The sequence below is a fragment of the Paenarthrobacter sp. 10L412 genome (assembly GCF_056395565.1).
Genome location: NZ_JBFTJT010000008.1, coordinates 129,142 through 153,956, shown reverse-complemented (window position 1 = coordinate 153,956; position 24,815 = coordinate 129,142). Strand labels below are relative to the sequence as shown.

Sequence of the window (24,815 nt, the reverse complement as noted above, 5' to 3'; positions counted from 1 at the left end):
AAGCTAGTGCAATGCGCATTGTTGTCCTCGTGTCCGGTACCGGTTCCAATCTTCAGGCTGTCATCGACGCCGTGAAGTCGGGTGAACTGGATGTCGAGATCGCTGCTGTGGGTGCCGACCGCCCCGATACCTACGGTGTGGAGCGCTCCGACGAGGCTGGCATTGAGACCTTCGTGGTGAACTTCAACTCGTTCGAAACCCGCGCCGAATGGGACGTTGCCCTCCGCGACAAGGTCCTTTCCTATAACCCGGACGTGGTGGTGTCTTCCGGGTTCATGCGGATCGTGAGCGCCGACTTCATCGAGGCCTTCAATGGCAAGTACGTCAACACACACCCCGCGTTGCTTCCGTCCTTCCCTGGCGCCCACGGTGTCCGCGACGCCATGGCTTACGGCGTGAAGGTCACGGGCTGCACGGTTCATTGGGCCGACGCCGGTGTGGACACGGGCCCCATCATTGCCCAGGAAGCCGTGTCCGTTCTGCCGGACGACTCCGAGGAAACCCTGCACGAGCGCATCAAGGTAGTGGAGCGCCGCCTGCTGGTCCAAACTTTGGCGAACCTCGCCGCTGCTCCCAAGTAGGGGACGGCACCCAACTAGGGGACAGCAAACGTCGCAATGAGCACTCATAGGAACAAGTGCTGTCCCTCAGTTTCCTGACGCACATGATGGGTTGTGGATAACTCCACACGCCCTCGTCAGATTTGCCAGCATGGGTTCATGAAGATCCCGCGGCCGTTGCCTGAGCCTTTGAGCTCGAAGCCGTTCACCCGGCAGGAAGCCCTCGACGCCGGCGTAACCGTTGGGCGTTTACGCCACAGAGATTTGGACTCACCAAGCCGCCAAATCCTTGTTCCCCGTTCGATCGAAGGACCCGGTCTGACGGATCGCGTCCGGCCTCTGACTCTCGTAACACCATTTTCGGCCGCATCCCACGCGACGGCCTTCCTGTTGTGGGAGTTCCCGGGATTCCTGCCGGGTAGCCACGAGCCAGCAGTGCACATTTCAAGACCGGACACCATGGGTAGACCGCGACGAAGAGGTGTAGTTGGGCATAAGGGCCAGTTCTTTGAGGACGAAATCGTAGTCCTCGACGGCATGTACATCACCAGCCGTGCCCGGACATGGCTCGATTGCGCCCGCAAGATGGACATCAACGAGATCACGGTCGTTGCGGATCATTTGCTGCGCATACCGAGGCAGGAATTCGAGGGACGCAATAAAGCACACTGCACCTTGGATGAGTTGGAGGAGATGCTCGACCGTCATTGGGGGACACCGGGGATCCGGAAGGCGCGTCTTGCACTGGAACAAGCCTGCGTCGGTTCGGATTCCGCACCTGAAACTCGACTGAGGCTCGCGCTTGAGTGGGGTGGCCTGCCCGAAGCTGAAGTCAACGTGCCCACTGAGTTGAGTGCCGGCGTCGTGCGTCAACCGGATTTGGCCTATCGCGAGCAGCGCGTTGCCGTCGAGTACGAGGGCGTGGGCCATTCCGATCCGGAGCAGGTCGTGCGGGATATTGCCCGCGAGGAGGACTTCACTCGGGCAGGGTGGATCCTGGTCAGGATATCCAAGCGTCACATGACCAACGACGCGAGGTCCGCTGTGGCCAAGGTCCGGAGGGCGCTCGAAGCCCGCGGCTGGTCGCCCAAGTAGGGGACAGCACCTGTCGCACTGAGGGCCCAGTGCAACATGTGCTGTCCCCTAGTTGGGGAGGGCGGGGCGGCTACTGCAACACGCGCTGCTTCGTCTCCGGGGCGAAGAACGCCATCCACAGAACCGAGACCAGGACCAGTCCGCCGGCCATCGCGAACGACTGCGCCAAGCCGAATTCGGGCCAGAAGAACGAGGCGAATACCAAAGGTCCGAAGCCCGCGCCGATGCGGGAGAACGTCGAAGCCCAGCCGAAACCTGAGCCCCGGAGTTCGGTGGGATACAGCTCGGACACGTAGGCGTAGAGGACCGGGATCGCCACCTGGACCACGAAGCCAAACACCAGCAGCCAGAACACAGCCGCCGAAGGCACGTCCACCACAAACGCGACGATCACCAACGTCAGCGCGGAAAGCGGACCGGTGACGGCGAGGATCCACTTACGGCCCACCCGCTCCACCAGCAGCGCGGCGGCTATCACGCCCAAAAGCCCGACGGCGGCCATCCCGGCTGTGGTGACGAAGGCTTTGTACTCCTCGAAACCGGCACCGATGAGAATCCGGGGCATCCAGGTGAGGGACAGGTAATAGACCAACAGGATGCTGAAGAACAGGGCCCAGGCTGCAGTCGTGATTTTCCAGTTGAAGGTCCAGATCTTGCGCAACTGTTCCCAGGCGCTGCCGGGGGAGAGCCGGGGAGCGGCCTGGGGTTCGGGCAGGCTATATGCCCGGGGTGAGGCGCCCGTTGCCTCCACCAAACCATCAATCACCGCCGCTGCCTCAGCCCGGCGGCCCGAGCGAATCAGGAACAACGGAGACTCGGGAACACTGCGCCGGACCCAGAAAACGAGGAGCGCAGGCAACACCATGACCAGCATGGTGAGCCGCCAGTCACCGAAGGCAGCAACAAGGCCGGCGGAGATGAAACCACAGAGCGCCGCGCCCACGGGCCACCAGCCATCCATTGCAGTGAGGACTCGGCCCCGCTGCTTGCGCGGCGTGAATTCACCCACCAGCGCGTAGTCCACCGGGATGCAGCCGCCCAGCCCGAACCCGGCCATGAAGCGGAAGATACAGAACCACACGATGTCCGGTGCGAAGGCGCCGAGCACGGTGAAGATGCTGAAGATCAGGAGGGTTGCCGTGAAGGCCTTCTTGCGCCCGATGGTGTCGGCGATGGTTCCCCACGCGAACGCGCCCACGGCCATGCCGATCAGGTTGGCCGTGCCGATCCACGCAGCGTCAGCCGGCTGCAGTGACCAATGCTTTGACAGCAGCGGAATGAGGATGCCGTTGAGCGTGACGTCCCATGCATCGAACATGAACCCCAGACCGCCGATCACGAAGATCCTGCCTTGGACCTTCCACCGCCACGGCAGTTCCTGCACAACTTGTTCGCCGCTGGGCACGGCTGTGTATGTATTCATCTGCCCTCCTGCATGCAACTTTATGCGCTCGGGCCAACACCGCCGTTCGGGTTACTTCTGGTTTTCGATCGCCCTCCGCAGGAAACCGCCGGCTTCTTCCAAGGCACTCTTGGCCTGAGCGGGTTCGATGCCGGTCAGCAGCACCAGGATGGCCGCTTTTACAGAGCCGTTGACCGAGTCCAGTGCGGCTACGGCTTGATGCGCGTCCACCCCAGTCGCGTGCTGCACTGTCCGTTGCGAGCGTGCCAGGAGTTTCTCGTTGGTCGCGCGCAGGTCAACCATCAGGTTCCCGTACGTCTTGCCGAGTTTCACCATCACCAGCGTGCTGATCATGTTCAGGACAAGTTTCTGCGCCGTGCCCGAGTTCAGCCGCGTGGAGCCCGCGATGAACTCCGGACCCACAACCACCTCAATCGCCACGTCCGCCAGATGGCTGACGGCCGAACCCTTATTACACGCCAGCGACGCCGTGAACGCCCCCTTCTTCCGGGCCTCTTCCAGCGCGCCGATCACGTAAGGCGTTCGGCCGGACGCAGTAATACCCACGACGGCGTCCGCTTCCGTCACGTTAATATCGTGCAGGTCGCGCGCGCCTGCGGTCGCGTTATCCTCGGCGTACTCCACCGGCTTCTGGATCGCTTGGACGCCACCTGCGATAAGTCCGACGACGAGTCCCGGCGGGGTGCCGAACGTCGGCGGGCACTCGCTCGCGTCGAGCACACCCAGACGCCCGGCCGTTCCAGCCCCCACATAAAGAAGGCGACCCCCGCGCTGGAGTCGCTCCGCAACGGCGTCGACCGTTTGCACAATCGCAGGGCTTGCCGCCTCAACCGCAGCGTGAACTCCTGCACTGTGGGCAAGCATTGCCGCGACGAGTTCCTCGGTGCCCAGGATGTCCAGCTCGCTCAGGTTCTCGGCCGCGGCTTCTGTCTCCAGCCCGGCGAGTTCCGTGCGCAGGCCCGCGAGCCTGTCAGCGTCAGTGGGGCTAGTCGGGCCAGTTTGTTCCGTCACGGTGGATGTACCTTTCCTGGATGAGCCCGCGGCGCGTCGCAGCGAGGGCAGCACCGTCCAAGCCATCGCCCAGCGGGGCCACCACCTCAATCCCAGCCGAAGCAAGGGACTTCCGCAAGAGCTCCGTGAAGAACCCGGAGCTGACCACTCCGCCCAGCATCGCCACACGGCGTGAGCCGGCCGAATCGTCGCCCGCAGCCAGCTGCACCGTCTTGGTCAGGATGCGGCAGGCCTCGTCCACGATGACATTCGCGACGGCGTCACCCGCCTCTGCTGCGTGCAGAACCAGCGGCGCAAATCGGGCCATTGCCCGGTATGGGTTTTCGACGGAGGCGAGCCAGCCCGGAAGCATTTCCGGGGAGTCGACCAGAGCCCCAGCCGCAGCCGAAAGTGACGTGGCAGGGCCACCGTCGTGCGCTTCCAAGACCGCCTGGAGTCCTCGCTGGCCGATCCACCGGCCACTGCCACGATCGCCAAGATAGGGTCCCCAGCCGTCGGCACGGTGAAGGACCCCGGCTTCGTCGAAACGGAAGGCAACTGCACCCGTGCCCACGATCAGTGTGGTGCCCGGGGCGCCCTGGAGGGCTCCGAGTTGGGCTGCGGTGGCGTCCGAAAGCACTGCTGCGGGGACACCGAAGCGTTGGGACAACATGGTGGCGAGCTCGCGTGACTTCTCCGCAGAAGCTTCGACGCCGGCCACTGCTGCGCCGATCCCCGTCAAGGTGCTGACAGGGAGGCCCTGCGGGAGCATCGAGATCGTCTCAAGGAGGAGGTCGAAAGCGACCGTGGGGCCGTTGTCCATGTGTACGCCGGGGAACCCGTGCTGGTCGGCTGCGCCCAGTAACTCCGTGCCCCTGCGAAGCTCCACTCGGCAACGGCTCTTCCCTACATCGGCGGCGAGAACGACATCGGTGGCTTCCATGGATCAACCCTATGTTGTGGACCCGAAACGAGGGCGCCAGGGAAACACGATAAACTCTCCGTATCCCCACACCCGCCCCACCACCCGCGACATCTACGCGAACTAAGACGGAGACTTTTGTGAGCTTGACGCAGCTTGACCGTGTTCCCATCCGCCGTGCACTGATCTCGGTTTACGACAAGACGGGACTGGAGGAGCTCGCGAAGGGCCTGCACGCAGCCGGCGTCGCAATTGTTTCCACCGGCTCCACCGCCAAGAAGATCGCCGCCGCAGGCATCCCGGTCAAGGAAGTCGAAGAAGTTACCGGCTCCCCGGAAATGCTGGACGGCCGCGTCAAGACCCTGCACCCGCGCGTGCACGGTGGCATCCTGGCCGATCGTCGCGTCCCGGCCCACATGGACACCCTCGCCGGTATGGAGATCGAGACGTTCGACCTCGTCGTGGTGAACCTGTACCCGTTCGTCGAGACCGTGAAGTCCGGCGCAGCACAGGACGATGTTGTGGAGCAGATCGACATCGGAGGCCCCGCCATGGTGCGGTCGGCCGCGAAGAACCATGCCGCCGTCGCCATCGTCACGGACCCCAACTTCTACGGCGCAGTGGTTGCCGCCGCACAAGAAGGCGGCTTCGACCTCAACACCCGTCGCCGCCTGGCCGCCAAGGCCTTCGCACACACGGCCAGCTACGACAATGCCGTGGCAACCTGGACCGCCAGCCAGTTCCTGGATGAAGACGGCGATGGCATCATCGACTGGCCTGCCTACGCCGGCCTGTCCCTTGAGCGTTCCGAGGTCCTTCGCTACGGCGAAAACCCGCACCAGCAGGCGGCGCTGTACGTGGACAAGGCTGCTCCGGCAGGCATCGCCCAAGCTGACCAGCTGCACGGCAAGGCCATGAGCTACAACAACTTCGTCGACGCCGATGCCGCCCTCCGCGCCGCGTTCGACTTCGCCGAGCCTGCTGTCGCGATCATCAAGCACGCCAACCCGTGTGGCGTTGCTGTTGGATCCGCCGACTCTGCGGACCCCATCGCTGACGCCCACGCCAAGGCCCACGCTTGCGACCCCGTCTCCGCTTTCGGTGGCGTGATCGCCGCGAACCGCACCGTCACTGCCGGCATGGCCCGCACGGTTGCCGACATCTTCACAGAGGTTGTCATCGCTCCGGACTTCGAGCCCGAAGCCGTGGAGATCCTGTCCAAGAAGAAGAACATCCGCCTGCTGGCGCTCCCCGAGGGCTACGGCCGCTACCCCTCCGAGATGCGCCAGGTCTCCGGCGGCGTCCTGGTCCAGATGAGCGACAAGGTGGACGCCGACGGCGACAACCCCGCCAACTGGACCCTCGCCGCAGGTGAAGCTGCCGACGAAAAGACCCTCGCTGACCTCGCCTTCGCCTGGACCGCTTGCCGCGCCGCCAAGTCCAACGCCATCCTGATCGCAGATCACGGTGCCGCAGTGGGCATCGGCATGGGCCAGGTCAACCGCCTGGACTCCTGCCGCCTCGCCGTCGAGCGCGCCAACACGCTGGGCGTGCAGGTGGAGTCCGACGTCGAAGGTGCTGGCGGTGTCTCCAACGCCAGCGGTGGCGACGCACCCGAGCGTGCACGCGGTGCCGTGGCGGCATCGGACGCGTTCTTCCCGTTCGCTGATGGCCTCCAGATCCTGATCGACGCTGGCGTCCGCGCCGTGGTCCAGCCCGGCGGTTCCGTCCGTGACGAGGAAGTCATCGCCGCGGCCAACGCTGCCGGCATCACGATGTACTTCACGGGCGCACGCCACTTCTTCCACTAATCCCCACCGCCGCCCTAACCTCGCTGCGCTTCGGCCAGGGAACCCGGGCGGCGTGGGCCCATCCACACACAACGCAACGGCGGCCGCCCCCGGTAGGGGACGGCCGCCGTCGTGCATACGCACGCACTTAACAGGGACGTGCCAGAAAAATCAGAACCGTTACGAAGCCGCCGCTGTGGTGTAGGTCGACTGGATGACGGAGCCCCAGTACGGGCCGTACATGGTGCTGGAGTTGCTGCCGTAGCCGTAGCTGTTGATCGAGTTCTGGTAGCCGCCGGAGCTGTTACCGATGAACCACGGGCCGCCCGAGGATCCACCGGTCATGTTGCACGGGATGCCCTGGGTGGCGAACTGCGGGTTGTAGGGATCGTTGGTGGCGGTGCCGGAGCAGCTTTTAAGCGATTCACCATTGAACGGAGGAGCTGCCGGGTAGCCGAAGGACTTGTAGCTCAGGCCGCGAGCGGCGTTGAACTGGACACCGGAGGAGCCTACGACGTCTGCGAGCCGCTGGCCGTTGAGGGTGTTCATGACGGCGAAGGCGGTGTCGTACTGCATGTTGCCGTTGGATGCCCACTGGGTGGGGGAGTACAGCGCCCTTGCTGTCCACTTGCCATAGGGAGCGGAGCCGTTGAGGTAGGCGGGGACGAAGACGAAGTTGGTGGCGTAGGCGCCCGGTCCCTCGTTGACGCAGTGGCCTGCGGTGGAGACGGTGCTCTTGTTGGCAGCCGTCACGGAGTTGCCGGAGCAGACGTAGTTTGAGCCGCCCAGGGTGAAGAAGATCTTGCCGATGTGCTTGACGGGCGTTTCGCTCTGGTTGACCTTGAGGTTGATGGCCTTGGAGTCGGTGGAGGCTTGCTGACCTTCGACGCTGCTAAGGGCGCCCGGGGCTTCGGTGACCGGGGCTTTTCCGAGGTTGAGGAGCCGGCCGCGGTCCAGTGCCTTGTTGGCGAGGATGTCGCCGGACTTGGCGTTCTTCATGCGTTCCGGGGTCCAGTAGTCTGCGGCGCCGTTGTCCGACGCTACATGGCTGCTGACCGCAATGCCGCTGGAGTCGATGTCCTTGGCGGGGGCCGCATTTGCGCTGGTGGTTCCAACCAGGGCAAGGATTGCGGCAGCGGACAGACTCAGGAGGCTTGTGGCCAGGGTCTTGGTTTTTGTCACGTTGTTCCAACCTATCGAGGGAGTGGGGCGGCCAGTGATGGCGACCGCCGACTGACGGAATCGAAGCTACCCAACGTATGACAAGTTTGTAAAGAGTTGTTTCACAGTTTGTGATATTTTGCTTTCACTTCTTGTCACACGGCGGGGAGCAATGCACGACGCCGGTCGGCAGCTTCGGCGGCAAGGCCGCCGTCGGGCGTAAATCGCTTTCCGGCACAGGTAACGAACACGTGATCCCGGACACGAAGGGCCGCCAATCGAGCCTACTCGGGTAAGTTTAGAGATGTTGAAATCTGCAGACTTTCAGGGAGAACCCCGCCAATGGCCAAGATTATCTATACCCACACAGACGAAGCGCCGATGCTGGCTACCTACTCATTCCTGCCGATTGTGGAAGCGTATGCCTCGACCGCAGGTGTGGAGGTCGAGACCCGCGATATTTCGCTGGCAGGCCGCATCATCGCCGTTTTCGGCGATTTCCTGACTGAAGAGCAGCGCACGGGCAACGCCCTGGCTGAACTTGGCGAGCTGGCAAAGCAGCCGGAAGCCAACATCATCAAGCTGCCCAACATCAGCGCCTCCGTGCCGCAGCTCAAGGCTGCCATCGCCGAACTCCAGTCCCAGGGCTTCGCCCTCCCGGACTACCCGGACAACCCCTCCTCGGACACCGAGACGGATATCCGCTCCCGCTACGACAAAATCAAGGGTTCAGCTGTGAACCCGGTGCTGCGTGAAGGCAACTCCGACCGCCGCGCACCCCTGTCGGTAAAGAACTACGCCCGTCAGAACCCGCACTCCATGGGTGCCTGGTCTGCCGATTCCAAGACCAACGTTGCCACCATGGGCCAGAACGATTTCCGCTCCAATGAGAAATCCGTCGTGCTCAAGGCTGACGATTCCCTCAGCATCCAGCTGGTCCGTGAAGACGGCACCACCAAGGTCCTCAAGAAGGACTTCCCCGTCTTGGCCGGCGAAGTTGTGGACGCCACCGTCCTGCGCGCGGACGCCCTGGACGAGTTCCTCAAGGCACAGGTTGCCCGTGCCAAGGAAGAGGGCATCCTCTTCTCCGCACACCTGAAGGCCACCATGATGAAGGTCTCGGACCCCATCATCTTCGGCCACGTGGTCAAGGCTTACTTCTCGGAGCTGTTCGACACCTACGGCAAGCAGCTCGCAGCCGCAGGCATCAGCCCGAACAACGGTCTCGCAGCCATCCTCAGCGGTCTTGACGACCTGCCGGAAGACGTCCGTGAAGGCGTTAAGGCAGCCATCACCAAGGGCCTCGAAGACGGTCCGGCCCTGGCAATGGTGGACTCGGACAAGGGCATCACGAGCCTGCACGTTCCGTCGGACATCATCGTCGATGCTTCCATGCCGGCCATGATTCGTTCCTCCGGCCACATGTGGGGCCCGGACGGCAAGGAAGCCGATACCCTCGCCGTCATCCCGGACAGCTCTTACGCCGGCGTCTACCAGGTTGTCCTGGACGACTGCCGTGCCAACGGTGCGTTTGATCCCACCACCATGGGCACCGTTCCCAACGTGGGCCTCATGGCGCAGGCAGCCGAGGAGTATGGCAGCCACGACAAAACTTTCGAAGTCCAGGCAGCCGGCACCATGCAGCTGGTGGACAGCAAGGGCAACGTCCTCGCTGAGCACCAGGTTTCCCCTGGTGACATCTGGCGCGCATGCCAGACCAAGGATGTCCCGGTCCGCGACTGGGTCAAGCTTGCCGTCAACCGCGCCCGCGCTTCCCAGACCCCGACCGTTTTCTGGCTGGACAAGGGCCGCGCGCATGACGCCAACCTCATTGCCAAGGTCAACGAGTACCTCAAGGACCACGACACCGAGGGCCTGCAGATCGAGATCATGTCCCCGGAGGAGGCAACAGCCTTCACCCTGGAGCGCATCCGCAAGGGTGAGGACACCATCTCCGTCACCGGTAACGTCCTCCGCGACTACCTCACGGACCTGTTCCCGATCCTCGAGCTAGGTACCAGCGCCAAGATGCTTTCCATCGTTCCGTTGATCAACGGTGGTGGCCTCTTCGAGACCGGTGCAGGTGGATCCGCTCCCAAGCACGTGCAGCAGCTGGTCAAGGAAAACCACCTTCGCTGGGACAGCCTGGGTGAGTTCCTTGCCCTGGCCGTCAGCTTCGAGCACCTTGCCACCACCACTGGCAACGCCCGCGCCCAGGTCCTTGCAGACACGCTGGACCGCGCCACGGGTACGTTCCTGCTGGAAAACAAGTCCCCGCGCCGCAGCGTTGGCGAGCTGGACAACCGTGGAAGCCACTTCTACCTGGCCATGTACTGGGCACAGGAACTGGCCAAGCAGACCGAGGATGCAGACCTTGCCAAGGACTTCGCTTCCATCGCAGACGCCCTGACCTCCAATGAGGAAGTCATCGTCGGCGAGCTGAACGCAGTCCAGGGTCCCGGCGTCGATCTGGGCGGCTACTACCGTCCGGACGCTGCCAAGGCCGCTGAAATCATGCGCCCGTCGGCTACGTTCAACAAGGTCGTCGCGACCCTGAGCTAGTCCCCAACTGACTCGCAGTTATGGTTGTTTTGAGGGCTCATAACAACCACAACTGCGAGTCAGTTGCTGTTTAACGGTCGGCCAGGAACCGCCGAGGTGCCACGCCGCCGTCGACGATGTCTTTCAGCACCCTGCCAATAGCCGGTGTGAACTTGAAACCGTGCCCTGAGAAGCCGGCGCCTACCACCAGCGGTCCAAAGCGGTCCAGCACAAAGTCCTCGGTGGGCGTGGTGGTGTAGGTGCAGCTGATGGGAACCGCGGTTGAAGGGTCGACGCCGGGGAGCCACTCCTGCGCGTATCGCACCAAGGCATCGAGCTGCTCGGGTATGGGCTGGAACGTGCGCTCGTCAGGGTCCATGACGGGACCGACGCCATGCCAGCCAGCCTTGACGCCTTCGCCAGGTGTGAGCATCCCGTAGACGGGGCTGTACCAGTATTCGTACGCAGGATCGTCCATGTCCGGGGTGTGGTTGAAGCTCGGCCACACCAGCGTGTTGTCCACGGGTGTGAAGTGGGCGGGCTGCTCCTGGGTAACAACCAGCGGGGGTAGCTTCGCGTGTTCGCCGAGCAGCTTGTTCGTCCACGCACCGGCGGTGACTACCACGCGGTTGGCCCTGTACTCAGTCTCCTCTGTCACGACGACCACCGTTTCGGCGCCATCGATGCGGATGTCGTGGACCGGCGTCGAGTATTTGAAGATGGCGCCATGGGACTCGGCAGCCTTTCGAAGTGCCACCAACGCGTTGGCCGAACGGATGCGTCCGGACCCCGGAACGAAAAGCACATCGGTGGCGAAGTTCATGCCTTGCCACCGGTCCATGGCCTCGTCCGGTGAGATGAAGTAGCTCTCGATGCCGCGCTCCTGGTGAGCCGCTTGGACGGTCCGGAGCCGCTCGACGTTGCCATGGTTCGCCAGCCCCACCAGGTCCAGCAGGGGCGCCCCGGTTTCGGCAGCAAGCTCATCCCACAGGTTCTTGGCTTCGGCGAGGAGGTCCAGGTAGTCCGCCTCGGCGTAGGCGGTGTTGAAGTTGCGGGTGGCGCCGTGGGAGGCGCCGATGTGGTGGCCGGCCTCGAACTGCTCCAACAGGATCACGGACTTACCGCTCCGGGCCAACTGCCACGCGGCGGCCGATCCCATTGCTCCTCCGCCAACAACTACGACGTCCACCATGCCAGCTCCATCCACCTTGGCCCACTATAAGGTTCCATTCTGCCCCCACTCACCTAGTTGGGTTGGCACTTGGTGGGAAGGCATGGAAGATTGGGACGGGTGAAATTCCTTCACCCGTCTCCCAAGTCCTCAGCCCGCGGCGTCACGATCCTGCGCGTGGTGTTTGGCGCACTGATCATGGTGCACGGCATCCAAAAGTTCATGGCCGGGCACGCCGCTTTTGCTGCGTCGGTTGCTGCCATGGGCGTGCAGAAGCCCGAGATCGTAGCTTGGCTCGTCATTGCAGGTGAGATTGGACTGGGACTGCTCCTGGTCCTCGGCGCTTTGACCAGGGTAGCCGGCTTCCTCACGGCAATCATGTTTGCCGGCATCTGGTTCGTGACGGAAGCAGGCAAACCACTGCTCACGGACAAGTCCGGGGTCACGGCGGAACTTTTGATCATCTACGTTGCCATTTCCGTGGCGTTTGTGTTCCTCGGTCCCGGTGCGTGGTCCCTGGACCGGAAGCTGGCCAGGCAGCCGGTGGGCCAGAGGCGTTAATACAGTCGGGTTAACTCCTGACGGCGGCAGTCACCGGGCGTCGTTCGGGTACCGGATCCCCAACTGGGACCGCACGCCGTCGAACAAACGCATGACGTTCACGGAGTCCTCCAGCGGCATCACGGGGCTCTCCGTCAGGCCTTGTTGAATGCAGCGGGTCACCTCGCGGAGTTCGTAGGTGTAGCCCACGCCCACCACATCGAACCGTTCGTGTCGCGGCTCGTCCCAACCCACACGGATCAGCAGTTCCCGCGGGTTGTTCACCGAGCCCACCGTCTGCAAGAATCCGAGCCCGCCAGCTACCGTGGCGGTCCGCGGCCCATGGGCCGTCAGGGACGACGTCAGCTGCGCCTGGGCCCCGCTGGCATAACCAAGTGTCAGCGCATTCTGGGTGTCCACGCCGTCCTCGTTTAACGTGCCGATCGCGGTAACAGACTGTGGGAAGCCCAATGTTCCCAGGGCCCAGAGCAACGGGTAGACGGTGATGTCCAGGAGCGCGCCGCCACCATCGTTGAGTGCCCAGATGCGGGCGGAGGGATCGTAGGGCGCAGGGAATCCGAGGTCCGCGCTGACCCACTGGGTGTGTCCGATTTCCCCCGAGGCCGCAATGGAAAAGGCGCGCTGCATGCTGGGCAGGAAGCGGCTCCAGACGGCCTCCATGAAGAAGACCTTGTGCTCGCGGGCCAACTTCACCAGCTCGGTGGCTTCGCGGGCGTTGATGGTGAGGGCCTTCTCGCACAGGACATGCTTGCCGGCCCGCGATGCTGCGGCCGCAATCTGGAAGTGCTGGGCATGGGGTGTGGCCACATAGACCACGTCGACGGCGGGATCGTCGAACAGCCGCTGGTAGCCGGGGACACCGGCGTCGTTCCCGTAGGCCTTGGCGAAACCAAGTGTGTGCGCAAAAGCGTCCGCGGCTGCCTGGGTCCTGGAGCTCACCGCGTAGAGTTCTGCATCCTCCAGCAGGGATAGGTCCTGGGAAACGCTGTTGGCGATGTTGCCCGTGGACACGACTCCCCAGCGCAAGCGGCGGCCGGTGGCAGCCCGGGGATCCTGGTTGGTCTGGCTGGACAGCCACGGTTTGGCGATAGGGAGCGTCATGACTGCCATCCTCTCATTCCCAAACCGTAAGCACTCTGTCGAGTCACGCGAATGCCCGGCACTGCCGAATTCCTCACCTAGGCTGAGGTAATCATCCCTCGCAGAGGTTCTGTGGGGAGTTACCGAAATGGAGCAGGGATGGGTATCTTTCGGCGTGCCATTTTGCCGGTTGCTTGGCTAGTGGTTTTCGCAGTAATTGCGGTGGCTTTGGTCAAGATCGCTTTCGTAGATGGCCTCAAGCCGTCTGATTCCGGGCCAGCGCCCTTGGCGCAAGTGGACATCCCGGTGGTCCCGGCCACCCGCGCAACTGTCACCAATACTGTGGAAATTAAGGGCACCGTCCAGAGCGATGCGGCCGAACCTGTCCGGAGCACGTCTGCGGGCAAGGTCATCAAAGTTTTTGTTGAACCGGGCGCCACGGTGGCCAAGGGCGATGCCCTGTTCCAAGTCAAGGCCGAGCGTGCAGCGACACCTGCGCAGCCGTCCAAAGATGGAATGTCCTCGGCGCCAAAGCCTGTGTATGACTACTTCAACGTCCTTGCCCCCAGCGGCGGCACCTTGCAGTCCTTGACCACGCTGATCGACCAACAAGTGAGCGTCGGGGAAAGCGTCGGCAAGATCGATCCCGGCACCTACACAGTGGCCGGCTCGGTGACCGCGGCCCAGCAGTACCGCCTGCTCGGCAAGCCGGGGCCGGCGGAGATCGCTTTGGTGGGCGGACCAGCGCCGTTCCAGTGCACCGAGGTGACGCTGAAGAACAACGCTTCCGACGACGGCGGAGGCGGCTCGGGCGGCTTGTCGTCCACAGGCGGAGGTGCTGGGATGGGCGTCGGCGGGGCAGTCGCAATCCCCGGCGGGGGCGGTGGCCAGTCGCAGGAAGGTGGCACGCCCACGGGAACGCTTAGCTGCGCAATCCCCGCTGGGCATGAAGTCTTTGCCGGACTTGGCGCGACCATGACCGTCAGCGCTGGCGTCGCCGCTGATGTGGTGACGGTTCCGCTGACCTCGGTGAAGGGCAGCGTGAAGGACGGCATCGTCTGGATATCGGGTCCGGCCGGTAGCGGCGCAGCCCCCGAGCAGCGGACGGTCCAGTTGGGCCTGAACAATGGTTCTGTGGTTGAGGTTGTTTCCGGGCTGGCCGAGGGCGAACAAGTTCTTGAGTTCGTGCCCGGCGCTCCAGCTGTCCCGGGTCCCATGATGGGGCCGGGACAGGCTGCCTACGCTCCGGCGGGCTGAAGCATGACAGAAACAGTGCAGGAAGTAGAAAGCAAAAAGGAAACCCTCGTCAGTCTTCGGTCAGTCACCCGGTCGGTGACGCTGCCGGATGAGCAGCAACTGCATATCCTCCGCGGCATCGATCTTGCGGTCCAGAGCGGTGATCACACGGCCATTGTTGGCCGTTCAGGATGCGGAAAATCGACCCTGCTCAACCTCTTGGGGCTCCTGGATGTCCCCACCTCCGGTGAACTGGAATTCCTCGGCAACCCTGCCGAGCGGCTGAGCAGCAACGCCCGTGCCCGCCTGCGTGGATCAACGGTGGGCTTCGTGTTCCAGCAATTCAACCTGCTGCCGGGCCGCAACGCTTTGGACAACGTCATCACGCCGCTCTTTTACGCCAAGGGCAGGGAATTTTGGCGCCGGCGTGAACTGGCCATGGACATGCTGGACCGCGTCGGCCTGGCAGCGCGGGCCAACACGATGCCGAACATGCTCTCCGGCGGTGAGCAGCAACGCGTTGCCATCGCACGCGCTTTGGTCCGCAGGCCACGGCTCATCCTGGCCGATGAACCAACGGGTGCCTTGGACGTCGAAACGGGGCAGGCTGTCATGGCCTTGCTGGACACCGTGGCCACGGAAACCGCGGCCGCACTGGTGACCATCACGCACGATACCAATGTGGCAGCCCTTGCCCGCGCCTGCTACCGCTTGGATGCCGGCGTGCTCAGCCCGCTGGCAGTTGCAGAAACAGCAGGAGTCAGCGCATGACCGGCTTCCTGTCCACGATGGTGGAAGCTTGGCAGGAACTCCGGATCAACAAGGTCCGCATCCTCTTGGCCCTCCTTGGGGTGGCTCTTTCCGTGGCAGCGTTGACGTCGGTGGTAGGAATCGGGAGCCTGGTCCGTGAAGGAATCAAGGTGCAGTCCGAGCGCAATGGTGGCCGCGTAGCCACCCTGGCACTGAGCGTGAACGGCCCTTCCACTCCTGATCCCGCGAAACTGGAGAAGGTCTACGAAGGCATCCAACAGCGCTTCGGCATCACCACGTCCACCCACGTTGGCAGGACCCAGGCAGGCTTCCAGTTTCCGCGTGGCGTGACCAACGTTGACGTGACCATCGTGGACATTGGATACGGCATCATCCACCGCGTACCGCTAACCCAGGGAACCTGGTTCGCCGGCGACGACGACCAACGGCTCGCACCCGCCGTCGTCGTCTCCGAAGCGTTCTACAACCAGGCCGGAATGCCCAACCTGACCACCAGCCCAACGGTGACCATCCCGGGTCAGCAGCCTGCCACTGCGGTGATTATCGGCGTCGTGCCCGATGCCTATCCGCAGCAACCGCCAGCCGCTTTCATCCTCACTGGCGGCGCCGCGATGACCGGAATGGAATCCCAGATGTCCGAGTTCAAAGTGTGGGTGGGGGAGGACCAGGCCGATTCCCTGGCGGCCGCTATTTCCGCGGACCTCCAAGGTCAATTTCCCGGGTACTACGCGCAAGCAAGCCGAATGGACTTCGCCGCCTACGGTGACCCGCTGGGACCGGCGCAGTGGATAGTTGGCGGAGTGGCTGGGCTGGTGCTCCTGCTCGGGGCAGTGGGAATGCTCAACATCTCCATGGTCACCGTGCGCTACCGGGTCCGGGAAATCGGCATCCGGCGAAGCTTCGGCGCGACGTCCGGCCGCATCTTCTTCGGCGTCATGATGGAATCCGTCGTAGCCACCGCAGTTGCTGGCCTGGTGGGCGTCATGCTGGCTGTCGCAGTAGTGAAGAACCCTTGGATCGAGTCAAAAGTAGCGCCAGGCCTGACTGAATATCCGTCCTTCCCCGTGGACGCCGCGCTCCTTGGCTTTGGCGCGGCTGTCCTTGTAGGCGCACTCGCCGGAGCCATCCCGGCGCTCGTGGCGGTGCGCGTCAAGGTCATCGATGCGATCCGCTTTTGACCTCCTCCGTCAGCCGGCCCTGCTGAAGCCGGAAGCAGCGTTCCGTTTTTTGCGCCAAGCTGCGATCGTGGGTGACCACGAGGATGGTGGTGTTGTGGTCGCGGCTCAGTGAGCTCAGCAGCTCGATGATGTGCTCGCCGGTCTGCTCATCCAGGTTTCCCGTGGGCTCATCGGCAAGGATCAGTTTGGGCTCGTTGGCCAGCGCCCTCGCGATCGCGACGCGTTGCTGCTCGCCACCGGACAGGCGGTTGATCCGCCGGGACTGCTTTTCCGGATCCAACTGCACCTGCTCCAGCAATTCCTTGGCACGCTTCAACCGCGCAGCCTTGCGGACCCCGGCGAACTCCATGGGCAGCATGACGTTGTCCACGGCGCTAAGGTTCGGGATCAGGTTGAATTGCTGGAACACGAAGCCGATATCCCGCCGGCGGTACTCCGTCAGTTTGCTGTCCGGCAGTCCGGCCAGGCTGACGCCATCCACGACGACGTCTCCGCTGGTTGGTTTGTCCAGCGCACCCAGGAGGGACAACAGTGTGCTTTTGCCGCTGCCGCTCTTGCCGACGATCGAGGCCAGAGATCCTTTCTCCAGCTGGAAGCTGACACCGTTGACAGGCTTGATGGTCCTGTCGCCGGACTTGAACTGACGGACCAGGTCCTTGACTTCAATCACGGCTATTCTCCTCGGAGTACTTCGATGGGACGGATGCGGGCGGTCAGCAAGGCCGGAACCAATGCGCCGATGATGGCCACCGCGAAGACGGCGGCGATGCCGGCAGCAATGACGCCGGGGGAGGCGCTCGCCGTGACGGACGTGAGCAGTTGGGAGGCTCCACCAAAAGGACTGCCCTGGCCGCCGGCGAAACCGCCACCGGCGAAGCCTCCGCCGGCAAAACCGCCCGCGCGCTGGGTGGTTGGGGCCGCCGTCGTGCTGGTGTTGGAACTGATCAGCGCGGACGCGATGCCGCCGCTGGCGAGCGATGCAATGGCCGCTCCCACCACGCTGCCCAAGGCCACGAGTACCAGCGATTCAAGGACAAACTGCAGGCCGATAGTGCGGTTCCGGGCACCGATGGCCTTCAACACGCCAATTTCGCGGCGGCGTTCACGGACCAGCATCACCATGATGAGGAGAATGATGAGCCCGGCGGTAGCGAGTGCTGCAATGAACGCGACCAGGGAGATGTTCTTGACGCTGTCCAGCGAGCTGACCGCGGTTTCCAGGTTGCGTTGACCCTGGGTGACGTCGGCCTTACCGGTTCCCAACGCGGACTGGACTGCCGTCTTGGTGCTGTCGACGTTTTCCATGCTGTTGACTGTGACGATCATCGTGGAGAGTTCGTCAGGAGTTCCCGCCAGGGTTTGGGCTTCCGGAAGGGTGACGTAGACGGCGTTGTTTCCGAAGGCGGTTCCGGCGTCGAAGATGCCCGCTACGGTGAACGTCTTGTCCTGGATGGTGAAGGTGGAACCCGCGGTAAGGTTGTTCTTTTGCGCCAGCGTCGTTCCCACCAGTGCCTTTGCCGCCGCCGTCGTGTAGTCGCCCAGGCCCGTGCCGCTGGTGATGTCCAGGGCCTTGCCAGCGCTGTCAACCTCGGCGCCGATGCCTGTGGCCGTAATGGGAAGGGTGCGTACTCGTTGGGTGGTGCCTGTACCGCCGGTGTTAGTGGCAGAGCCGTTGCGGTTGCCGAGGGTGCCGGCGTCGATGGCTGCCGTGAGGTTGGTGGTGACGCTGGCCTGCTGCCCGCCGGGACCGAAACCACCCTGAGCGGCCTGCGTGGTGCTTGTTTCTGCGGTCGCCGTCTGCAAACGAAGAGCCTTGGTACCCACCACGGACGTTACGTTGCTGACTGCGGCTGCCGTTTGCGCTTGAGCAGCGGTGAGCGGTTCGCCGCCACCTTCGAAGCCCTGCCCGCCAGCCGGATTCACTGTCAGGGTGGTGCCCACGGAAGCATTGAGCTCCTGGACCTTGGCACCCACGGCCTGGTTGGCCACAAGCATGGCCAACGCCAGGCCGATCGCTACGGCCAGCACAGCGACTACCGCGGCCGTTCTGATTTTGTTGCGGAAGGCATTGCCTACGCTTCGGGCAAGGACGCTCACGTTTCTCCTTTGGACCTGCTGAGTTCCGCAGACCGCTGGCTCGCGGGCTGCAGGTCCAACATTGCTGAGCGCTGCTGTGCGGAAAGCCTGCCGAAGCTATGCGTGGGCTGTGAAAAGCGGTGGGCTCATCAAAGCCAAAGAACCCGTGCCGGGCTCAGGATCCTGAGCCCGGCACGGGTTCTCCGTGCAGTCCCGGTGTCAGTGGGAGAAGTTTGCTGAGATCTCGGCGAGGGTGCGCCCCTTCGTCTCAGGCGCGAGCCATTGCGAGAGGACTGCGCCGAGTAATGCGACGGCGGCGGCTACGACCATGCTTGTGCCCAGGCCGATGTTGCTGATCGCCCATGGCAGGGCGAAGGTGCCGAGTGCGGCTCCGATGCGGCTGAAGGCCGCGGCGAAGCCCATGCCGATGCCGCGCAGGTCGCCGGGGAATACCTCGGCCGGATAGACCTGGGTCATTGTGGTGTAGCCGGCATTGAAGAAGGAGAAGGCGAGAAACAGTACGAGCACGATGATCGCTGGTGCGTCCGTCCAGACTCCGATGATCAGCAGGATGCCTGCACAGAGCCACTGCCCGGGCACTGTGAGGATTCGGCGGCCGAGCTTGTCAATCAGAAGTACGGTGATGACAACACCCGCGGCTGCAAGTGCGGACAGGCCGACTCCACCGGTCCAGCCGCCGAAGCCGAATTGGTCGAGCACGTCGTCGGCGAAGGTCGCGATCGCGAAGTACGGAGTCACTGCGCAGAACCAAAAACCTGAGGTGAAGAGGGTGGCGCGCCAGTTCTGCTTCGAGAACAGCATTCCGAAGGAGGCGCCCTTGATTTTGGTCCTGCTCTGCGCGGCTTGGGCCTCCTGGATCATCCTCAGATCGATCTCTCCGGTGATGCTGTCGTGCATTTGGGGCGATTCGACGTATCTGTGTGCGATCGCGAGTGCTTCCTTGTGCCGTCCCTTCGTAATGAGCCAGCTCGGCGATTCGGGGAGGCCCATGCGGGCGAGGAACAGGACCAGTGCGAGTATCGTGCTCGTGCCGATGACGAGGCGCCATGGGATACCGGCGTCGTGCAGGAGCGTGCCGATGATGAATGCCATCATGAAACCGACGTACCAGGCGATCAGAGTGAGCCCGAGCAATCGCCCGCGCAGCTTCGGAGGGGAGAACTCTGATAGCAATGGCCCACCGATTGAGTACTCGCCGCCGATCGCGACGCCCATGAGGAACCGGATGGCGGCCAGCTGGATCACGGCCCCGTCTCCGGAGGTTACGAAGAACTGGGCCGCTGAGGCGACCAGGAACAGGCCCATGTCCACGAGGAACATGGGCTTGCGTCCGAACTTGTCAGTAGCCCAGCCGGCCAGCGGGGAGCCGACGAAGATACCAACCAGCGGGCCCGCGGCGATCATGCCCAGAGACAGTGCGTCGAGCTGGAGCTCTGACCGCATGAGTCCAGTGACGGGGCCGATAATTCCGAGGATGTAACCGTCGAGGAACATCCCACCGATGAAGACAGCGACGAGCCGCACCATGAAGCGGCGTTTGAACTTGGAGCTGGTCTCTTTTGATATGGAGGTGTCGACGGAGTCCGTCGTCCTGGTCGGATGGATCATTGAGATTTGTTCCCTTCTGGCTTCAGCGCAAACCGCTGACGGCACCAGAGCGCCGTTTCATGGATGCACGGACAGCCGCAGCCCTTAGCGACCGGTGGGCGATGCGGACTGGCTCGATGCCAGCCGATATGCCCGCGCAGGACTTGCGAGATGATTTCGGCGTTGTCATGTATCACTGCTGTTCGAGACGGATACGGCAAGGGCTTGGTTTTCGGCACCCTCGCGCCGATCCATCGAGTTCAAAACCTCGGGTAGGGGTCGGCAGCATGTGACATATGACTCATATATCAGAACTCTAAGGGGGCGATCCGCCCCGGTCAAGACTTGACAAGTTAATTCGTTGTATCCAGCCCTTCGGTAAACTCCGGGGCCTGCAGACATGGAAGCTTCGTGGAAAACGGTTCAGGCAAGCGAAAGCCCCGGCCCGCCTACTGAGTGCTGGCGGACCGGGGCTTGCTGTTGCTTGCTGCGAAGCGGTGTTACTTGGTGATCGGTGTTACTTGGTGATCGGGCCGAGTACCGGATCGTCCACGTAAGCCGTCTTAACGTTTGCGGCCGTCACGATCTGCGGCGGGAGCAGGTAAGCCGGAACAGTCTTGACACCGTTCTTGTAAGAATCCTTGTCATTGATTTCCAGCTGCTTGCCGGCCTGCAGGTCCTTCACCATGGTGATGGCGTGCTCAACCAGCTTGCGGGTGTCCTTGTTGATGGTGGAGTACTGCTCGCCAGCCATGATCGACTTGACAGACTCAACCTCGGAGTCCTGGCCTGTGATGACCGGAATCGGCTTGCCGGCGGCCTTGACGGAGTTCAGGATGTAGCGTGCCAAGAGGTCATTCGGGGAAAGTACGCCGTCCAGCGAGGCCGAGGTGTAGCTGCCTGCCAGGAGGGTGTCCGCACGTTTCTGCGCGTTTTCGCCCTTCCAACCCTGGGTGACAGCCTGCTCGAAGGCAGTCTGTCCGGAGAGGACCTTGAGCGTTCCGTCGTCGATCTTCGGCTTCAGGACGCTCATGGCGCCATCGAAGAAGACCTTGGCGTTGGCATCATCCGGGGAACCCGCGAAGAGTTCGATGTTGTAGGGACCGGAGGGCTTCTTGGCCTTCAATCCGTCCAGCAGGGCCTGGCCCTGCAGCACACCGACCTTGAAGTTGTCGTACGCCACGTAGTAGTCCACGTTCTCCGTGTTCAGGAGCAGACGGTCGTAAGCGATGACTGTGGCGCCGGAGTCCTTGGCCTGCTTGAGCTGCGTACCCAGCTGGGCGCCGTCGATTGCGCCAACGATAATGACCTTGACGCCCTTGGTGACCATGGCGCTGATCTGGTTCTGTTGGTCGGAGACGCCGCCGTTGGCGAACTGGACGTCCGCCTTGAAGCCGGCGCCCTTGAGGCCGTCGTTGAACAGCTTCTCCGCGAGGACCCAGTTTTCACTGGTCTTCTGGGGGAGCGCGACGCCGATCAGCGAGTCCTTGGGGAACGCTTCCCCGCCAGCTGTGCTGCTGCTTGAGCCGCTGTCAGAGCGGCCGCAGGCCGTCAGCGCCAGTGCCGCGATGGCAGCGACTGCCGCTGCCTTTCCTGCTTTACCAAACATTCGCATATCTTGGTTCACTTTCTGTGTGGTGGGTGGAGCGAGTCAGATGGAAACCGGTCAGGCTTCCTTGGAGATGACCTCTTTGGTGGACGTGGTTTCGTCTGGCTTGATGTCGTTGTTGCGTTGGAAGTTCTTCAGCAGCAGTCCGGTGATGGACCGCTTGCCTTGGATCTTGTTGTAGACGTCGAAGGCAACAGCTGCCAGCAGCACCAGTCCCTTGATGATCTGCGTGAGGTCGGCGCCCACGCCCAGGAGCTGGAGGCCGTTGTTCAGCACTGCCATCACCAGGCCACCGACAATCGAGCCGATCACGGTGCCAACGCCGCCGGTAACTGCGGCGCCACCGATGAACACGGCTGCGATGGCGTCCAGTTCCCAACCGACGCCGTCAAAGGGCCCGGATGCAGTGGAGCGGCCAACGAAGATCATGCCGGCGAGGCCTGCCAGGACGGACATGTTGAGCATGACCATGAAGTTGACCTTCTTGGACTGCACGCCGGACAGCTCTGCTGCGTGCCGGTTACCACCCACGGCGTAGACATGGCGGCCCAGGACGGTCTTGTCAGCGATGAAACCGTAGATCAGGACCAGCACGGCCAGAATCAAACCGGGGATAGGGAAGGAAGTTCCCGGGCGGCCAGTGGCAAACAGGTACGTGGCGTAGAGGATCGCACCGCAGATCAGGACCAGTTTGGTGACCTCAACCCAGAGCTCGGGAACATCGGCGCCCAGGGCCTTGTTGGTAGCCCGGGCCCGCAGGGACATGATGACAACGAACGCCGCGGCCAGGATGCCCAACAACAAAGTGAGGTTGTTGAAGCCCGTGTTCGGGCCAATTTCAGGCAGGTAGCCCGAGCCCAGGTACTGGAAGTCGCTGGGGACAGGGATGGTGTTGGATTTGCCTACGAACTGGTTGAAACCACGGAACAGGAGCATGCCTGCCAGCGTCACGATGAAGGCGGGGATGCCAACATACGCTGTCCAGAATCCTTGCCAGGCCCCGATCACGGCACCGAGCACCAGTCCGAAGAGCACACCCATGTACCAGGGGATACCCCAGTCCCGGATTGCGAGGGCTACGGAAACACCCACAAATGCGGCCACGGAACCCACAGAGAGATCAATATGGCCGGCAATAATGACCAGGACCATGCCGATGGCCAAGATCAGGATGTAGGAGTTGCCGTTGAACAGGTTGATAACGTTGCCCGGGGTCAGCGTCCGGCCCTCGGTGAAGATCTGGAAGAAGACGATAAGTGCCACCAGGGCGAAAATCATGCCGAACTGGCGGGTATTGCCACCAAATAGCTTCTTGAGCGCGTTCATTGTTTTGGTCCTTGTGTCAGGAAGGGGTGAGTCTGGGCCAACGGTCAGGCCGTCTTGCGGGCGGAGGTCATGAGTTTCATCAGGCTTTCCTGGCTGGCTTCGTTCTTGTCCAGGACACCGGTGATGGCGCCTTCAAAAATGGTGTAAATGCGGTCAGACAGGCCCAGGAGCTCCGGCAGCTCCGAGGAAATGACAATCACTCCCTTGCCCTGGTTCGCCAGCCTCTGGATGATGCCGTAGATCTCGTACTTGGCGCCCACGTCGATTCCTCGGGTGGGTTCATCCAAAATCAGGAGATCCGGATCGGTGAACATCCATTTGGCCAGCACGACTTTCTGCTGGTTTCCGCCGGAGAGCTTGGCTACGCCTTCCTCCACTGACGGGGTCTTGGTGCGCAGGGATTTTCGGTATTCCTCGGCGACCGAGAACTCCTTGCGGTCGTCCACCACCGAGTACTTGCTGATGGCGCGGAGGTTTGCCGCAACTGTGGTGGTCTTGATGTCATCCAGCAGGTTCAAGCCGAGGGACTTCCGGTCTTCAGTGACGTAGCCCAGCCCGGCGTCGATGGCCGCCCGCACGCTGCGAAGGTTGACTGGCTTGCCGTCCTTGTAAACCTGTCCCTTGATGAAACGGCCATAAGAGTGACCGAAGAGCGAGCGCGCAAGTTCCGTGCGCCCGGCTCCCATGAGACCTGCGAAGCCCACGATTTCACCGCGGCGTACGTAGAAGTTGGAGCCCTTGCAGATCAGGCGATCCTGGATCTGCGGGTGGCCGACGGTCCAGTCCTTGACCTCGAAGAAGACCTCGCCGATCTTCGGTTCATGGTCCGGGAAACGGGACTCGAGCGTCCGGCCCACCATGCCTTTGATGATACGGTCTTCGTCAACGCCATCCCGCTTGACGTTCAATGTTTCGATCGACTTGCCATCGCGGATGATGGTGATCTCATCGGCAATCTGTTCGATCTCGTTGAGCTTGTGGGAAATGATGATCGAGGTGATGCCCTTGCCCTTCAGGCCCAGGATCAGGTCCAGCAGGTGCTGGGAGTCCGATTCGTTCAGGGCTGCTGTGGGCTCGTCCAGGATCAGCAGGCGGACGGACTTGTTCAGCGCTTTGGCGATCTCCACCAGTTGCTGCTTGCCGACGCCGAGTTCCTTGATGGGGGTGTCCGGGTCCTCGCGGAGGCCAACCCTGGCCAGCAGTTCAATGGAACGCTTGCGGGCCTCGGCCCAGTCGATGATGCCCCATTTGGAGGGCTCGTTGCCCAGGAAGATGTTCTCCGTAATGGACAGTTCCGGGATCAACGCCAGCTCCTGATGGATGATGACGATGCCCGCGGCTTCGCTTGCGCGAATGTCCTTGAATTGCTGAGTCTCGGCCATGTACACGATGTCGCCGGTGTAGCTGCCGTGCGGATACACCCCGGAAAGGACCTTCATCAGGGTGGATTTTCCGGCACCGTTCTCGCCACAGATTGCGTGGATTTCGCCGGCCTTTACCCGAAGGCTCACATTCGACAAAGCCTTCACGCCGGGAAATTCCTTCGTGATCGAACGCATCTCCAAGAGGATGGGTTCGTCTTGCGTGTCAGGGGTTGTCATTAGCCCTTACGCCTCCAATGCATGACTTCGTTGTCGCTCCCCAAACGGCGGAGCTGTCTGATGAAAAAGTAAACTGGATCACCTATCTTGTCGTCAAGACTTGAACACAAGAACCA

The 24,815-nt window shown here is 62.7% G+C and carries 20 protein-coding genes; 8 read left to right on the top strand and 12 right to left on the bottom strand.

The features are described 5' to 3' along the window. Positions 1–11 precede the first annotated feature (11 nt). Complete coding sequence (gene purN / locus AC1DD7_RS13085; RefSeq protein ID WP_477515286.1) at positions 12–581, top strand: phosphoribosylglycinamide formyltransferase; 570 nt, start codon at positions 12–14, stop codon at positions 579–581. A 138-nt stretch (positions 582–719) separates the two neighbouring features. After that, on the top strand, positions 720–1,655 hold the full coding sequence (locus AC1DD7_RS13080; RefSeq protein WP_477515285.1) for a hypothetical protein: 936 nt from the start codon (positions 720–722) through the stop codon (positions 1,653–1,655). 70 nt (positions 1,656–1,725) lie between these two features. On the opposite strand, the gene AC1DD7_RS13075 is transcribed toward AC1DD7_RS13080, so the two are convergent. From AC1DD7_RS13075 to AC1DD7_RS13065, 3 genes are read right to left on the bottom strand one after another with little or no spacing between them, the layout of a single operon-like run. After that, positions 1,726–3,078: an MFS transporter gene (locus AC1DD7_RS13075; protein WP_477515284.1), complete on the bottom strand. Its 1,353-nt coding sequence runs from the start codon at positions 3,076–3,078 to the stop codon at positions 1,726–1,728. Between the two features lie 51 nt (positions 3,079–3,129). Then, on the bottom strand, positions 3,130–4,089 hold the full coding sequence (gene murQ, locus AC1DD7_RS13070) for an N-acetylmuramic acid 6-phosphate etherase (protein WP_477515283.1): 960 nt from the start codon (positions 4,087–4,089) through the stop codon (positions 3,130–3,132). Then, positions 4,064–5,011 (bottom strand): N-acetylglucosamine kinase, encoded by a 948-nt coding sequence (locus AC1DD7_RS13065; protein ID WP_477515282.1) that lies wholly within the window; start codon positions 5,009–5,011, stop codon positions 4,064–4,066. Before AC1DD7_RS13065 ends, murQ begins: the two co-directional genes overlap by 26 nt. 119 nt (positions 5,012–5,130) lie before the next feature. Here AC1DD7_RS13065 and purH point away from each other — a divergent pair, with 119 nt between their 5' ends. Next, entirely contained in the window at positions 5,131–6,801 is a 1,671-nt protein-coding gene (gene purH, locus AC1DD7_RS13060; protein ID WP_477515281.1) for a bifunctional phosphoribosylaminoimidazolecarboxamide formyltransferase/IMP cyclohydrolase, read from the top strand. A 159-nt stretch (positions 6,802–6,960) separates the two neighbouring features. On the opposite strand, the gene AC1DD7_RS13055 is transcribed toward purH, so the two are convergent. Further along, on the bottom strand, positions 6,961–7,857 hold the full coding sequence (locus AC1DD7_RS13055; protein WP_477515374.1) for a trypsin-like serine peptidase: 897 nt from the start codon (positions 7,855–7,857) through the stop codon (positions 6,961–6,963). Between the two features lie 426 nt (positions 7,858–8,283). Between AC1DD7_RS13055 and AC1DD7_RS13050 the strand changes: the two genes are divergently transcribed. Beyond that, a complete protein-coding gene (locus AC1DD7_RS13050) occupies positions 8,284–10,503 on the top strand; it encodes an NADP-dependent isocitrate dehydrogenase (protein WP_477515280.1) in 2,220 nt (739 codons plus the stop codon). 70 nt (positions 10,504–10,573) lie between these two features. On the opposite strand, the gene AC1DD7_RS13045 is transcribed toward AC1DD7_RS13050, so the two are convergent. Then, entirely contained in the window at positions 10,574–11,674 is a 1,101-nt protein-coding gene (locus tag AC1DD7_RS13045) for an FAD-dependent oxidoreductase (RefSeq protein ID WP_477515279.1), read from the bottom strand. Between the two features lie 99 nt (positions 11,675–11,773). Here AC1DD7_RS13045 and AC1DD7_RS13040 point away from each other — a divergent pair, with 99 nt between their 5' ends. Next, complete coding sequence (locus tag AC1DD7_RS13040; protein ID WP_477515278.1) at positions 11,774–12,214, top strand: DoxX family protein; 441 nt, start codon at positions 11,774–11,776, stop codon at positions 12,212–12,214. Positions 12,215–12,244: 30 nt separating this feature from the next. Here the strand turns inward: AC1DD7_RS13040 and AC1DD7_RS13035 are convergent, their stop codons facing one another. Beyond that, a complete protein-coding gene (locus AC1DD7_RS13035) occupies positions 12,245–13,315 on the bottom strand; it encodes a Gfo/Idh/MocA family protein (RefSeq protein WP_477515277.1) in 1,071 nt (356 codons plus the stop codon). A 138-nt stretch (positions 13,316–13,453) separates the two neighbouring features. Here AC1DD7_RS13035 and AC1DD7_RS13030 point away from each other — a divergent pair, with 138 nt between their 5' ends. The 3 genes from AC1DD7_RS13030 to AC1DD7_RS13020 are packed head-to-tail and all read left to right on the top strand — an operon-like array spanning position 13,454 to position 16,479. Further along, the gene (locus tag AC1DD7_RS13030) at positions 13,454–14,551 is read left to right on the top strand and encodes an efflux RND transporter periplasmic adaptor subunit (RefSeq protein ID WP_477515276.1); all 1,098 of its coding nucleotides are present in this window, start codon (positions 13,454–13,456) and stop codon (positions 14,549–14,551) included. A gap of 3 nt (positions 14,552–14,554) precedes the next feature. Then, positions 14,555–15,301 carry an ABC transporter ATP-binding protein gene (locus tag AC1DD7_RS13025; protein WP_477515275.1) on the top strand — a complete coding sequence of 249 codons (747 nt, stop codon included), beginning with the start codon at positions 14,555–14,557 and terminating at the stop codon, positions 15,299–15,301. Next, positions 15,298–16,479 carry an ABC transporter permease gene (locus AC1DD7_RS13020; protein ID WP_477515274.1) on the top strand — a complete coding sequence of 394 codons (1,182 nt, stop codon included), beginning with the start codon at positions 15,298–15,300 and terminating at the stop codon, positions 16,477–16,479. The genes AC1DD7_RS13025 and AC1DD7_RS13020 overlap by 4 nt, the downstream gene beginning before the upstream one ends. Here AC1DD7_RS13020 and AC1DD7_RS13015 read toward each other — a convergent pair. From AC1DD7_RS13015 to mmsA, 6 genes are all read right to left on the bottom strand, one after another. Next, the gene (locus AC1DD7_RS13015) at positions 16,457–17,149 is read right to left on the bottom strand and encodes an ABC transporter ATP-binding protein (protein WP_431118957.1); all 693 of its coding nucleotides are present in this window, start codon (positions 17,147–17,149) and stop codon (positions 16,457–16,459) included. The two genes, AC1DD7_RS13020 and AC1DD7_RS13015, sit on opposite strands and share 23 nt — an antisense overlap. A 2-nt stretch (positions 17,150–17,151) precedes the next feature. Then, positions 17,152–18,576: an ABC transporter permease gene (locus AC1DD7_RS13010; protein WP_477515273.1), complete on the bottom strand. Its 1,425-nt coding sequence runs from the start codon at positions 18,574–18,576 to the stop codon at positions 17,152–17,154. Positions 18,577–18,774: 198 nt separating this feature from the next. Beyond that, a complete protein-coding gene (locus AC1DD7_RS13005) occupies positions 18,775–20,184 on the bottom strand; it encodes an MFS transporter (protein WP_477515272.1) in 1,410 nt (469 codons plus the stop codon). A gap of 496 nt (positions 20,185–20,680) precedes the next feature. After that, a complete protein-coding gene (locus tag AC1DD7_RS13000) occupies positions 20,681–21,778 on the bottom strand; it encodes a substrate-binding domain-containing protein (protein WP_223936262.1) in 1,098 nt (365 codons plus the stop codon). Between the two features lie 51 nt (positions 21,779–21,829). Further along, positions 21,830–23,098 (bottom strand): multiple monosaccharide ABC transporter permease, encoded by a 1,269-nt coding sequence (gene mmsB / locus AC1DD7_RS12995; RefSeq protein WP_477515271.1) that lies wholly within the window; start codon positions 23,096–23,098, stop codon positions 21,830–21,832. 44 nt (positions 23,099–23,142) lie between these two features. Next, positions 23,143–24,699 (bottom strand): multiple monosaccharide ABC transporter ATP-binding protein, encoded by a 1,557-nt coding sequence (mmsA, locus tag AC1DD7_RS12990; protein ID WP_477515270.1) that lies wholly within the window; start codon positions 24,697–24,699, stop codon positions 23,143–23,145. Positions 24,700–24,815 lie beyond the last annotated feature (116 nt).